Below are 13057 nucleotides of genomic sequence, written 5' to 3' on the forward strand. Positions count from 1 at the left end.
ACCAAACTCTCAAATGAACCATCGGAGTGGTCCGGCCTGAAGTATGGCTTTGAGCCGACGGAGGACGGACGCGATGGGAACGAAGAAGCACAGGCCGGAAGAGGTCGTGGCCAAGCTGCGGCAGGTGGACGTGCTGGTCTCGCAGGGGCAGAGCGTGGCTGACGCGATCCGCGCGATCGGCGTGAGCGAGGTCACGTATGACCGCTGGCGCAAGGAGTTCGGCGGGCTGAAGTCCGACCAGGTGCGCCGGATGAAGGGGCTGGAGGCCGAGAACGCCCGCTTACGCAAAGCGATCGCGGACCTCACGCTCGACACGCTGATCCTGCAGGAGGCGGCACGAGGATCCTTCTGAGCCCCGCGCGTCGATGCGCCTGCATGGAGCATGTCCGGACCGTGCTGACGGTCTCCGAGCGCCGGGCCTGTCGCGCCCTCGGGCAGCATCGCTCGACACAGGGCAAGAGGCCGCGCGGCGCGCCGACGCGAGACGGGGCGAGCAGATCATGGTCGCGCATCAGACGCAGCACGCGGCGCTTGGAGGTGCGCACGCCCTTGTGGCGCAGCCGCGCCCAAACCTTGCGGTGGCCCTCGCCGTGGAAGGGGCTGCCGGTGAGGGTGGCGCGGGTCGCCTCCAGCAGCGCCGCATCCGGCATCGGCCCGACCGGGCCAGGACGCCGCGACGGCTCCGGCCGTGCAGGTGAGAGATGCCGGTGGACGGTGGCGCGCGACACGCCCCAGATCCGGCACACCCGGGCCAGCCCGTAAACTGTGCCGCTGGACGGCGAGACGGCCCGGCTCATGGCCGCGACCTCCTGCGGGCCAAAGGGCCGGGGCCGCGCGCCTCCAGGGCGGCGATCTTGGCCTCCAGCAGTTCACGCTCCAGCAGCCTCTCGCCGAGCTTGGCCTTCAGCCGTCCGCTCTCCAACGCTTCGCCATCGGTGGGCCGGGTGGACAGGCTCGCCTCACCGTCCGCCAGGAAGGCGTCGCGCCAGCCCGACAGGGTCGCGGCCGTCACGCCCAGGCTGCGCGAGACGCTCTCCAGGTCCTCGCCGCGCAGCAGGCGCAGCACCGCATCGCGCTTGCGCTGCCGGGACATGCGCCCGCCGCGGCCAGGACCGGCCGCCTCTGCAACGGCCTTCACGTCTGTCGTCATCGTTCTCACCCCTGCCGCGGAGACCGTCCGCTTCTGGGGTGTCTCAAGCAACCGTGGGGCGGAGGAGGGCTGAAAGCGATGAGGCGCCGGGTTGAGTTCACATCGCCGTCCGAGGCGCACAATGGGTTTATGCTCAGGCCTCCGCACCGCTGAAGCGCACGGTGTGCCGATGGCGCGCGGCCGGGTGGGCGGCGTCCACGCGGTCGCGCCCGAACAGCTTCTGCCGAAGCGGGCCGGGGCGGTACGTGGCCGGGTAGCGACCGCGCCGCTGCAACTCGGGCACCACGAGATCAACGATGCCGGCGAAGGTCTCGTGCGCCACCACGTAGGCGAGGTTGAACCCGTCGACGCCGGTGGCCGCGACCCAGGCCTCCAGCGCGTCGCAGACGGTCGCGGGCGAGCCGGCGAAAACCGGCCCGATGCCGCCGATCCCGACATGCTCGGCCACCTCCCGCACCGTCCAGATCCGGCTCGGATCGGCGCGCGTGACGTTGTCCATGGCCGAGCGCCCGGCGTCGTTCTCGACGTGGCGGACCTGCGCGTCGAGGTCGAGGGTCGAGAAGTCGACCCCGGTCCAGCCCGACATCAGGGCGAGCGCGCCCTCGTGGCTGACGTAGGCGCGGTACTCGGCGAGCCGCGCCGCCGCGGCGGCGTCCGTCTCAGCGACCACCAGGGTGGCGAGGGAGTAGATCAGTAGGTCGCCGGGCGCGCGTCCTGCCTCCGCCGCCGCCTGCCGCAGCGCGGCCACGCGCGGGGCGATCACCTGCGAGGATGGGCCGGAGACGAACACGCACTCGGCGTGGCGCGCCGCGAAGCCGCGGCCCTTCGGCGAGGTTCCAGCCTGGTAGATGACGGGGGTGCGCTGGGGCGAGGGCTCGCCGAGATGCACGCCCTCGACCCGGAAATGCGGGCCGTGGTGGTGGACGGGTCGAACCCGCGATGGGTCGGTGAAGACGCCCGCCGCCCGGTCGCGTCGGACGGCCTCGTCGTCCCAGCTTCCCTCCCAGAGGGCGTAGACGACCTGCATGTACTCGTCCGCGAGGTCGTAGCGGTCGTCGTGCGCGCGTTGGCGGTCGAGGCCCATGGCCCGCGCCGCCGAGTCGAGGTAGCCGGTCACGACGTTCCAGCCGATGCGCCCGGCGGTCAGGTGGTCGAGCGTCGTCATGCGGCGCGCGAGCAGGTAGGGCGCCTCGTAGGACAGGTTCACGGTGACGCCGAAGCCGAGATGCTCCGTCACCGCCGCCATCGCCGGCACGACGAGGAGAGGATCGTTGACCGGCACCTGCGCGGCGTGCCGCAGGGCTGCGTCGGGCGAGCCGCCGAACACGTCGTAGAGGCCGACCACGTCGGCCAGGAACACGCCGTCGAACAGGCCCCGTTCGAGCAGCCGCGCGAGGTCGGTCCAGTAGGCGAGGGTGGTGTACTCCCCCGAGCGGTCGCGGGGATGCCGCCAGAGGCCGGGCGACTGGTGCCCGACACAGTTCATCTCGAAGGCGTTGAAGCGGATCATGGCTCACCGGTTCGGCGTGGCGGCGATGCGGGCCGCCCTGGCTGGCGATACGCCGGCCGGCGGCTCTTCGCGAGGGGCGGCGGCTACCACGTCGGCACGTAGGCGCCCTTGAAGCGGGCGAGGATGAAGTCCTTCACGGGCTGCGAACGGTAGGCCTCGACGAGCGTCCGCACCCAGGGCTTGTCCCGATCGGCCTCACGCACCGCGATGATGTTGACCCACGGTCCCTCCACCGGTTCCTTGATCAGAGGGTCGGTCACCGGCGAGAGACCGGCCTGGAGGGCGTAGTTGTTGTTGATCGAGGCGGCGTCGACGTCGTCGAGCGCGCGGGCGAGCTGGGCAGCGTCGAGTTCGACGAAGCGGAAGCGCTTCGGGTTCTCGGCGATGTCCGCGACCGTCGCGGCGGCGTTGCCCGGGTCCTTGAGCCGGATCACGCCGTTCGCGTGCAGGATCTGCAGCGAGCGAGCGCCGTTCGAGGGATCGTTCTGGATCGCGATCGTCGCGCCCGCCGGGAGATCGCCGATGCGCTTGTAGCGCTTCGAGTAGATGCCCTGCGGCGAGGCCGTAGTGGTCGCGACCTTGACGAGGTTCCAGCCGGTCTTGGCGATCTGGTTGCGCAGATAGGGCTCATGCTGGAAGGAGTTCGCGTCGAGGTCGCCGGCCGCGAGCGCTTGGTTGGGGATCACGTAGTCGGCGAACTCGACGACCCGGATGTCGAGCCCGCGCTCCGCCGCGACCTTCCGGACCGCGTCCAGCACCTCCGCGTGCGGACCGGCGGTCACGCCGACCCGGAGACTCTGTGCCTGGGCAGCACCGGCGGAGAGGACGAGCGCCGCGGCCAAAATAGTGCGTTGGAACCAAGTCATCATGGGGATCTCCCGAGTGATGAGGCGTGGACAGCGCGCGGATGCGGGACGGGGACCGCGGCGGTCACGCCGCCGCCGCGAGCGCAACGTGATGGCAGGCGAGCGACACCTCCCCGCCGACGGGGCGCAGCATCGGTACCTCGGCCCGGCAGCGTGCGCTTGCCTGCGGGCAGCGATGCGCGAAGGGGCAGCCGCCCGGCACAGCCTCGCCCTCGCCATCGTCGCGCAGACGGGCGCGGCGGCCCGGCACGGCGTCGAGGAGATCCTGGGTGTACGGGTGGAGCGGGCGGGCCGTGATCCGCGCGCGCGGCCCGGTCTCGACGAGGCGCCCGCCGAGCATCACGGCAATCCGGTCGGCGACGTGATCGACCACCGCGAGGTCGTGGCTGATGAACAGGTAGGCGAGACCGAGGCTGGCCTGCAGGTCGTCGAGCAGGTTGAGCACCTGGGCCTGAACCGAGACGTCGAGCGCCGACACCGCCTCGTCGAGGACGATCAGCCGCGGGTCGAGGGCGAGCGCGCGGGCGATGCCGACCCGCTGCCGCTGGCCCCCCGACAGTTCGTGCGGGTAGCGCGCGGCGGCATCGGCCGGCAGGCCGACCCGGTCGAGGAGATCCCGCACGCGGGCTGCCCGTCCGGCCCGATCGCCGATCCCGTGGATGACGAGCGGCTCGGCCAGGAGCCGGCCGATGGTCCAGCGCGGATCGAGCGACGCGAAAGGGTCCTGGAACACCATCTGGGCGATCCGGCGCAGCGGTCTCAGCGCCGCCCGCCCGAGCCCGGTCACGTCGGTCCCCGCGAGGCGGATGGAGCCCGCCGTCGGCTCGACCAGGCGCAGGATCGCGCGCCCGAGGGTGGACTTGCCGCAGCCGGATTCGCCCACGAGCCCGAGCGTCTCCCCGCGGCGGAGGCTGAGCGAGACGCCGTCGACGGCGCGCAGGGTCCCGTGTGGCGTGGCGAAGTGCACGGCGAGGTCGCGCACCTCCAGGATGGGCTCAGCCAAAGGCGGCACGCGGGGTCTCCTGCGCGGCGAACTCGCCCGCGCGCAGACAGGCGGCGGTGCCGCCGTCGAGGACGATCAGATCGGGCCGCCCGATGCGGCAGGCCGGCAGCACCGCCGCGCAGCGCGGCGCGAAGGGGCAGCCGGCCGCACCGCGCTCGCCCAGGCCCGGCACCCGGCCCGGAATCTCGGGCAGACGCGGGCGCGCCCCGGTCCAGCCGGGCCGCGGTCGCGCCGCCAGCAGGGCGCGGGTGTAGGGATGGGCCGGGGCGGCGAACAGGGCGGAGGCCGCGCGGCTCTCGACCGCGCGGCCGGCATACATCACCAGCACCCGGTCGGCCCGGTCCGCCACCACGCCGAGATCGTGGGTGATGAGGACGAGCGCCGTGCGCGTCTCCTCCTGGATCTCGGCAATCAGGTCGAGCACCCGCGCCTGCACGGTGACGTCGAGCGCAGTCGTCGGCTCGTCGGCGACCAGCACGGCAGGCCGGCAGGCCAGCGCCATGGCGATCACCACGCGCTGGCGCATGCCGCCCGAGAGCTGGTGCGGATAGGCGTCGAGGCGCTGCTCGGCCTGAGGGATGCGCACGCGGCGCAGGAGATCGAACGCACGCCCGCGGGCCGCCCGCCAGGAGACGGCTTCGTGCGCCCGCACCGCCTCGGCGACCTGCTCACCAATCGTCAGCACCGGGTTCAGCGAGGTCAGAGGCTCCTGGAAGATCATCGCGATGCGCCCGCCGCGGTGGCGGCGCCAGATCTCCCGGCATGCCTGCGGATCGGCCTCGGCGAGATCGGTGCCGGCGATGCGCAGCCTGCGGGCCGAGGCCACCGCGTGACGCGGCAGCAGCCCGAGCAGCGCCAGCGCCGTCGCGGACTTGCCGCAGCCGGACTCGCCCACGATCGCCAGGGTCTCCCCGGGCCGGACCGCGAAGCCGAGATCCTCCACCGCCGGCAGGAGCGTGCGCCCGTGCCCCGGAAAGGAGACGAACAGGCCGTCGACATCGAGAACCGGATCCATCAGCGGCGCATCCGTCGGGGATCGAGCGCGTCGTTGAGCGCGTCGCCCAGGAGGTTGAGGCCGAGCACCACCGCCACGATGGCGAGGCCCGGCAGGGCCGCCACGTACCAGTCGGTGCGCAGCACCTCGCGGCCGGCCCCGACCATGCCGCCCCAGCTCACCACGTTCGGATCACCCAGGCCCAAGAAGGCGAGGCTCGACTCGGTGAGGATCGCGGTCGCGACCAGGATCGAGGCGGAGACCAGAACCGGCCCGAGCACGTTCGGCAGCACGTGGAGCAGGAGGATGCGCGCATCGCTCGCGCCAATTGCCACCGCGGCCTGCACCATCTCGCCGTCGCGCAACGCCAGCACCTCCGCCCGCACGATGCGGGCGAGGCTCGGCCACGCGGTCACACCGATGGCGAGCGTGATCGTGGTGAGCGACGGCTGGAGCACCGCGACGATCGCGAGCGCGAACAGGAAGGGCGGGATGGTCTGGAACAGCTCGGTCGCGCGCATCAGCACCGCGTCGAGCCGGCCGCGGTAGAAGCCCGCCAGCGCCCCGGCGCCGACCCCAATGCCGAGCGCGATCACGGCCGCGACGATCCCGACGAGGAGCGAGACGCGCGCGCCGTGAAGCAGCCCCGCGGCGAGATCGCGCCCCAGCATGTCGGTGCCGAGCGGATGCGCCCAGTCGGTGCCGGGCCACAGGAAGGGCAGCGCCACCATGTCGAGGGGATCGCCGGGGCTGAGGAGGCCCGCGGAGAGGGCGGCGAGGCCGACGAGCGCCAGGACCGCCAACCCGGCGGCGCCCGCCGGGCGGTGCAGCACGCTCAGCAGGAGCGGCGCCCGCGCAAAGGCGTCGGCCGGACCGCTCATCCCTGAAGCCCGATGCGGGGATCGAGCCGCGCATAGGCGAGGTCGACCGCGAGATTGGCCACGCCGACGAGGATCGAGCTGAGGAAGAGGATGCCGAGCAGGAGGTTGAGGTCGCGCTGGAACAGAGCCTCGAAGGCGAGCCGCCCGAGGCCGGGCCAGGAGAAGACGGTCTCGACCAAGACCGCCCCGCCCAAGATCGAGCCGACCTGGACGCCGACCGTGGTGACGATCGGCAGCGTGGCGTTGCGCAAGACGTGGCGCCACGCGATGCGTCCGTCCGCCAAGCCCTTCGCCCGCGCCGTGCGCACGAAGTCGCGGTCCTGCACATCGAGGACGCTCGCGCGCATCAGGCGCGTGTAGGTGGCCATGTAGAACAGGCCGAGCGTCGTCGGCGGCAGGACGAGATGGTGGGCGATGTCGAGGATCGCTCCGGGGCCGGAGGTCGCCCCGATTGCGCGCATGCCCCCGACCGGGAACCAGTCGAGCCACACCGCGAACACCACCGTGAGCATCAGCCCGACCCAGAAGACCGGCGTGGCGTAGAACAGGAGGGCGAGCCCGGAGATCAGCGCGTCCGCGAGGCCGCCGGCCCGGCGCGCCGCGAGGAAGCCGAGCGCGCCGCCGAGCAGCACCGCGAGGCCGATGCTGGCGCTCATCAGGAGCAGCGTCGCCGGCAACCGGTCGAGGATCAGCGTCGCGACGGGCAGGCCCTGCCGGTGCGAGAAGCCGAGGTCGAAGGTGACGAGCCGCAGGATGTAGTGGCCGAACTGCACGGGGAACGGCCGGTCGAGGCCGAACTGGCGGCGCAGGGCGGCGAGGTATTCGGGGCTCGCCGACCCGGATTCCCCGGCCAGCACCTGCGCCGCGTCGCCCGGCGCGAGGTGCAGGAGGAGGAAGTTGACGGTCCCGATGCTGAGGACCACGAGCACCATCTGGGCGAGCCGCCGCGCCCAGAACAGCCGCCCCGCTGGCGTGCGGATCATCGGCCTAGTTGCTCTTGGCTTCGGTGTTCTTGGCTTCGGTGCTCTTCGAGTCGGCCCGCGGGCCATCGAACCACGCGTTCTTCAGCGAGCCGTAGATCTGGTCGCCGCGCGTCACCACGTCCTTGAGGTCGGCGGCGTGGAGCGAGAAGAAGCGCAGTTCGATGAGCGGGATCGACGGCAGGTCGCGCTGCACGATCTGCTGGAACTGCTTGAAGAGCGCGATCCGCTTGGCCTGATCCGCCTCGCCCTGGGCCTGGGCGATCAGCCCGTCGATCTCCGGATTGCGATAGCCCGAGCCGTTGGTCCAGGGCGTGTTCTTGCCGATCCAGCCCGACCAGTAGGCCCGCGTGACGCCGACCTGCGGGTCCGAGAAGGCCGCGAACCACGTGCTGGAGATGTCGAAATCCCGGTCGCCGTAGACCCGCTTGGTGAAGGAGGCGGTGTCCTGGCTGCGGATCGTGACCTCGATGCCGACCCGCTTGAGCGCCTGCTTGAGGTACTCGCCCGTCCGCTTGTAGTCGTCGCCGTACGGGATGAAGTCGTGCGTGAGGGAGAAGCGCACGCCGTCGGGACCGCGCGTGAACCCGGCCTCGTCGAGCAGCGCTTCGGCGCGCTTGGGATTGAAGGGATATTGCGGCACGCTCTCGTCATGGAACGCGGCCAGCGTCGAGGGCACCGGGCTGATCGCCGGCTTGCCGAAGCCGTACCAGACGATCCGGGCGATGGCCTGCCGGTCGATGGCGTGCGCGATCGCCCGCCGCACGCGGACATCCTTGAGCTGAGGGTTGTCGACGTTGAGATCGAAGAACAGCCAGGGCGAGAGCCACTCGTAACCACGGGTCTCGACCCGGAGTGTCGGCAGCTTGCCCAGGCGCTCCGCGTCCTTGAGCGGCACGGGGCTGAAGGCGGCGTACTGGACCTCGCCCTTCTCCAGCGCCGCCGCGCGCGCCGCCGCGTCGGGGATCACCCGGAACACGATGCGGTCGAGGTAGGGCTTGTCCTTGTCCCAATAATCGGGGTTGCGCTCGAGCACGATGTGATTGCCGCGGCTCCACTCCTTGAACACGAAGGCGCCGGTCCCCACGGGCTTGTTGTTGTAGGGATTCGAGAGGATGTCCGTCCCCTCGTAGAGATGCTTCGGCAGGATCTGGGCGCCGTTCGAATTCACGGAACTCAGGATCGCCAGGGACGGCTCGGAGAGACGCAGGACCACGGTGTGGTTGTCGGGCGTCTCGACCGCCCGCACGCGCCCGAAGGTCGCCTGGTTGCGCGGATGGATCGTCTTCCAGACGTTCTCCAGCGTCCACTTCACGTCGGCGGCCGTGAAGGGTTGGCCGTCGTGCCACTTCACCCCCCGGCGCAGGCGGAAGGTGATGGAGAGCGCGTCCGGGGCGATCTCCCAGTTCTCCGCCAGCGCCGGGCGGGGCTTGAGGTCGAGGTCATAGTCGACGAGGCCGTCGAAGACGTTGCCGCTGATGAAGCCGGTGGGGGCCGCCGTGTTGATCGCGGAGGTGAGCGTCACGGGCTCCGGCTGGACGATCGCGGTCAGCGTTCCGCCGCGCCGGGGCGACTGGGCGGCGGCCGGTCCGGCCAGTGCCAGCGCGCCGACCGCGAGGGCGGTCCCCAGGAGAAAACGACGCCTCGACATCACAACACCCCTGCTTCGGCGCGGCGGCCATCAATGCCCGCAAGCTTCCAAGGCCGTGCGGCGCTGTCAACGAGAATGTTCTTTTTTACGAACGGAGCGTTCGGGACAAAATTTCTCGCCGTGGCGGGACATCACAGGATCGTCTTGCCATAACACCGATATTTCGCGTGCAACGGGCCTTTCGCAGGGTATTCTTCTCTCGCCTGCTGTTCTCTAAAAAGAACGTTCTCGTTGATCTTCAAGCTGCGACCTCCGACACTCCGGCACCGTCGCTCCCGGAAGGAGGCACCGATGCACGCGCCAGCCACGACCCCGCGCCCGGCGGGCGGGCGCCACCACCTCGTGGTGGGCGCCACGATCGGCGCCCTCTGCCTCACCTCCCACCTGCTGCGGCGGGATCCGCGGGCGCAGGTGACGCTGATCGAGAAGCGCCCGGACCTCTGCCGCTGGTTGCGCCGCGAGGATTATCCGGCGATCCTGCGCCGCGGCGTTGCGGACGGTCCGCGCTGGTGGCCGGAGGGCGCCCCGGAAGCCGCCACGGACACGGCGGAGCCGCGCCTGAGCGCCGTCCTGCGCGAGGCCGCCGCCCGCCTGCATGTGGCGGAAGGGATCTGCCTGAGCCTTGGCCCTACCGCCCACGGGGTTGCGGCTCTCCTCGATGACGGCACGACCATCCTGGCACGCACCGCAACCGTCACGACGTCCGCGCGCGGACCGCTGCGGCCCGTGGACACCCGCGGCACCTTGCGCGTGCTCCGTCTCGACCCGGCCGACCTGCCGCTCGGCACTGGCATCGTCTCCCTCGCCCGTTGGCTGCGCAGCCTGCTCGGCGAGGCGCAGGCACGCGGGATTCCCCGGACGGAGGTGGTCGACGGCGTGCGCCTGCACGCGCCGACGATCTGGGAGCACCTGCCCGACCCGGCCCGGGCGAGCCTGCTGCGGCACGGGCGGCGCGCGTGGCCGGTGCTGGCGCGCCGCGCCGGCGAGCCCCCGGCCGCGCCCCGGACCGACCATCCCCTGCTGGCAGCTTTGCGCGCGGCCGGTTTCCAGGATGCGCTGTTCTCCGCCGATCCCGCCGACCTGATGCCCTACGCGCCCGCGCCCGACCTCCTCGACCTCGATGCCGCCAGCGCGTGGCTCGCCGCCCGCATCCTCGACGGGGAGCCACGCGGCTATCCGGTGCCCACGGCCATCGGTGTCGCCTGCGCCACGTGGTGAACCCGATCAGATCCGATGGATGATGCTCGTACCCCCATCCACCGCCGGCCGGTCGCGCATCTGCGCCAGCGTCAGCGTGTCGAGCACGCCCGCGATGCTGTTGCGCACCTCCAGCATCACGAGGCGCACCGCGCAGCCGTCCTCGTCCGGGCAATCGTCGCAGGGGCGGTAGGCCGTGCGGCTGGCGCAGGGCAGGGGGGCGAGCGGCCCGTCGAGCACCCGCACCGCGTGGCCGACCCGGATCTCTTCCGGAGGCCGGGCGAGCGCGTAGCCGCCGCCGGGTCCCTTGCGGCTGTGCACGAAGCCCGCGTTGCGCAACTCGCCCAGGATCGCGTCGAGGAATTTCTTCGGGATGTTGTTCGCGGCCGCGACCTCGGCGACGCCAATGCGCGTCCCCGGCGGCAGGCCCGCCAGGTGGACGAGCGCCTTGAGCCCGTACTTTCCCTTGTTGGTGAGCATCCTGGCTCCGCTCGGCCGGGGAGGGCGAGTTGGTCTATCTAGACGCTCGTCTTCTGCCACGCCACCGCTGCGTCAGCGCAGCCCGAAGCCGAGCCGCTCCAGCGCCGCCCGCAGCCGGTCGCGTCCGCTGAGAGCTTCGGGGCCGCGCACCCGCTCGAGGGCGGCCTTCGTCCAGCCGAGCGGCTCCAGGCGCTGCCCCTCCTGGAAGGCCGTGAGCGTGCGGTCGTAGGCGGCGACCCCGGCGGGATCGGCCCCCGCCCCGTAGCGCTCCTTGTGCAGCACGAGGCTCTGGGGCAGGCGCGGCTTCACCGAGGCCGGGCGGGCGGGATCGGCGTAGCCGACGCAATGCCCGAACACCGCCAACACGTTCGGCGGCAGGCCTAAGGCCTCCGCCACCGCCACGGGGTCGTTGCGCAGCGCCCCGATATAGACCGAGGCGAGGCCGAGCGATTCCAGCGCCACGGTGGCGTTCTGCGCCGCGAGCGCCGCGTCGATGATCCCGACGAGCAGCGTCTCGAGGTAGGCGAGGCCCTCCGTCGGCCGCTCCTGCCGGCGGCCGATCGCCTCGAGCCGCGACAGGTCGGCGAGCCAGACCAGCACCAGGGGCGCCTCGACCACGTGCCGCTGGCCGCCCGCCACCGCCGAGAGCCGCCGCTTCGTCGCCGGATCCTCGACCGCGACCACGCTCCAGGTCTGGAGGTTCGAGGAGGAGGCCGCCGATTGCGCCGCCGCGACCAGCGTCTCCAGCGTGCCCGGGGGGAGGAGGTCGGGGCGATAGGCCCGCACGGAGCGGTGGGCGAGCAGGCCCGCCAGCACGTCGTTCCAGGCGACCGGCAGGTCCGCCTCCGCCGGCCCGTAGCGCTCGGCCAGCGCCGTGCGCGATCCCGTCTCCGCCATGCCCGATCTCCCCTGTCCGGTCACCCCGGATACGATAGAGGCGCCTCAGCGGGCAGGGGGGCGCTTCCCCGCGCCGCATCCGGGGCCGCCCGCCGGAACCGGGCCGCCGGATGGCTCGGCGGCAGCAGGCGGCGCGCCTCGCCGAACACCTTCTGGCGCAGGCTGCCCGGCGCGTAGGCCGTCTTGTAGCGGCCGCGCCGCTGCAACTCGGGCACGACGAGGTCGATGAAGTCCCCGTAACCCTCGGGCGTCACCGCGAAGCTCAGGTTGAAGCCGTCGATGCCGGTCTCGTCCATCCAGGCTTCGAGCCCGTCCGCCACCTGCTGAGGCGAGCCGATCAGCACCGGCCCGCGCCCGCCGATGGCGCCCTCCTGGACGATCTCGCGGATGCTGCGCCGCCGCTCGCCCCGCCCGAGGGATTCCGCCACGGAGGCGATGGCGTTGTCGCGGCGCAGCACCGGGAAGGGGCCGTCGAGGGCGTAGGCCGAGAGGTCGATCCCGGTCCAGCCCGAGAACAGGGCGAGCGCCCCCTCGGGATCGACGTAGGCGAGGTAGTCGCGGTGCTTGGCCTGCGCCTCCGCCTCGGTGCGCCCGACGATCACGGTGACGAGCGCGAAGAACAGGATGTCGGCGGGATCGCGGCCCCGGGCCGCCGCGCGGGCGCGGGTGTCCGCAACGGTCGCGGCGATGGCCGTCCGCGAGGCGTCGCTGAGAAACACCGCCTCCGCGTGCGCGGCCGCGAAGTCGCGCCCGCGGTCGGAGGCGCCGGCCTGGAACAGGAAGGGCGTGCGCTGGGGCGAGGGCTCGACGAGGTGGATGCCCTGCATCCGGAAGTGCTCGCCCGCGTGTTCAATGCGGTGGATCCTGGCCGGGTCGGCGAAGAGGCCGCGCTCGCGGTCGCGCAGCACCGCCCCGTCCTCCCAGCTCTCCTCCCAGAGGCGGTAGACCACGTCGAGGAACTCGTCGGCGATGTCGTAGCGGGTGTCGTGCGCGGCGATGCCCGGCTGCCCGACCGCCCGCGAGGCGGCGTCCGAATAGCCCGTGACCACGTTCCAGGCGATGCGCCCGTCCGTGAGATGGTCGAGGGTCGAGAAGCGGCGGGCGAGCGTGAAGGGCGGCTCGTAGGAGACCGAGGCGGTGACGCCGAAGCCGAGATGCTCCGTCGCCGCCGCCATGGCGGAGACGAGGAGCATCGGGTCGTGCTTGGGCACCTGCGCGGCCCGCCGCAGGGCCGCGTCGGCGCTGCCCCCGTAGACGTCGTGGATGCCGAGCCCGTCGGCGATGAACAGGGTCTCGAACAGCCCGCGCTCCAGGAGCCGGGCGAGGTCGGTCCAGTAGGCGAGGGTGTTGACGGAGAGCGAGCGGTCCCGCGGGTGGCGCCAGAGGCCGGGCGAGAGGTGGACGGGGCTGTGGATCGCGAAGCCGTTGACGCGGATGGGCTTTGGCAT

11 protein-coding genes and 2 pseudogenes are annotated in these 13057 nt (G+C 72.1%); 2 read left to right on the forward strand and 11 right to left on the reverse strand.

Annotated elements, in window-relative coordinates; translation table 11 throughout:
* Positions 1 to 73: 73 nt before the first annotated feature.
* A pseudogene (locus MFF61_RS15810) lies at positions 74 to 471 on the forward strand (transposase); the annotation flags it as partial.
* Here the strand turns inward: MFF61_RS15810 and MFF61_RS15815 are convergent.
* From MFF61_RS15815 to MFF61_RS15850, 8 genes and pseudogenes are all read right to left on the reverse strand, one after another.
* Positions 462 to 1150, reverse strand: a pseudogene (locus MFF61_RS15815) (IS3 family transposase); the annotation flags it as partial. The pseudogenes MFF61_RS15810 and MFF61_RS15815 overlap by 10 nt on opposite strands.
* A 133-nt stretch (positions 1151 to 1283) precedes the next feature.
* On the reverse strand, positions 1284 to 2660 hold the full coding sequence (locus tag MFF61_RS15820; protein ID WP_238236034.1) for an LLM class flavin-dependent oxidoreductase: 1377 nt from the start codon (positions 2658 to 2660) through the stop codon (positions 1284 to 1286).
* Positions 2661 to 2743: 83 nt separating this feature from the next.
* Positions 2744 to 3526, reverse strand: coding sequence for a MetQ/NlpA family ABC transporter substrate-binding protein (locus MFF61_RS15825; RefSeq protein WP_238236035.1), 783 nt, complete (start codon positions 3524 to 3526; stop codon positions 2744 to 2746).
* A 64-nt stretch (positions 3527 to 3590) separates the two neighbouring features.
* Positions 3591 to 4538, reverse strand: coding sequence for an ABC transporter ATP-binding protein (locus MFF61_RS15830; RefSeq protein ID WP_238236036.1), 948 nt, complete (start codon positions 4536 to 4538; stop codon positions 3591 to 3593).
* Entirely contained in the window at positions 4522 to 5544 is a 1023-nt protein-coding gene (locus MFF61_RS15835; RefSeq protein WP_238236037.1) for an ABC transporter ATP-binding protein, read from the reverse strand. The genes MFF61_RS15830 and MFF61_RS15835 overlap by 17 nt, the downstream gene beginning before the upstream one ends.
* A complete protein-coding gene (locus MFF61_RS15840; RefSeq protein ID WP_238236038.1) occupies positions 5544 to 6404 on the reverse strand; it encodes an ABC transporter permease in 861 nt (286 codons plus the stop codon). Before MFF61_RS15840 ends, MFF61_RS15835 begins: the two co-directional genes overlap by 1 nt.
* Positions 6401 to 7387, reverse strand: a complete 987-nt coding sequence (locus tag MFF61_RS15845; protein WP_238236039.1) for an ABC transporter permease — start codon at positions 7385 to 7387, stop codon at positions 6401 to 6403. The genes MFF61_RS15840 and MFF61_RS15845 overlap by 4 nt, the downstream gene beginning before the upstream one ends.
* Before the next feature lie 4 nt (positions 7388 to 7391).
* Positions 7392 to 9035: an ABC transporter substrate-binding protein gene (locus MFF61_RS15850; RefSeq protein ID WP_238236040.1), complete on the reverse strand. Its 1644-nt coding sequence runs from the start codon at positions 9033 to 9035 to the stop codon at positions 7392 to 7394.
* Positions 9036 to 9326: 291 nt separating this feature from the next.
* Between MFF61_RS15850 and MFF61_RS15855 the strand changes: the two genes are divergently transcribed.
* A complete protein-coding gene (locus tag MFF61_RS15855) occupies positions 9327 to 10253 on the forward strand; it encodes a hypothetical protein (protein ID WP_238236041.1) in 927 nt (308 codons plus the stop codon).
* 6 nt (positions 10254 to 10259) lie between these two features.
* Here the strand turns inward: MFF61_RS15855 and MFF61_RS15860 are convergent, their stop codons facing one another.
* The 3 genes from MFF61_RS15860 to MFF61_RS15870 all read right to left on the reverse strand — a co-directional run bounded on the left by MFF61_RS15860 (position 10260) and on the right by MFF61_RS15870 (position 13057).
* On the reverse strand, positions 10260 to 10712 hold the full coding sequence (locus tag MFF61_RS15860) for an RrF2 family transcriptional regulator (RefSeq protein ID WP_238236042.1): 453 nt from the start codon (positions 10710 to 10712) through the stop codon (positions 10260 to 10262).
* Positions 10713 to 10784: 72 nt separating this feature from the next.
* Positions 10785 to 11609, reverse strand: a complete 825-nt coding sequence (locus tag MFF61_RS15865; RefSeq protein ID WP_238236043.1) for an NADPH-dependent oxidoreductase — start codon at positions 11607 to 11609, stop codon at positions 10785 to 10787.
* Between the two features lie 20 nt (positions 11610 to 11629).
* Complete coding sequence (locus MFF61_RS15870; protein WP_238236044.1) at positions 11630 to 13057, reverse strand: LLM class flavin-dependent oxidoreductase; 1428 nt, start codon at positions 13055 to 13057, stop codon at positions 11630 to 11632.

The sequence above is a fragment of the Methylobacterium isbiliense genome (genome assembly GCF_022179325.1).
GTDB classification, from domain to species: domain Bacteria; phylum Pseudomonadota; class Alphaproteobacteria; order Rhizobiales; family Beijerinckiaceae; genus Methylobacterium; species Methylobacterium isbiliense.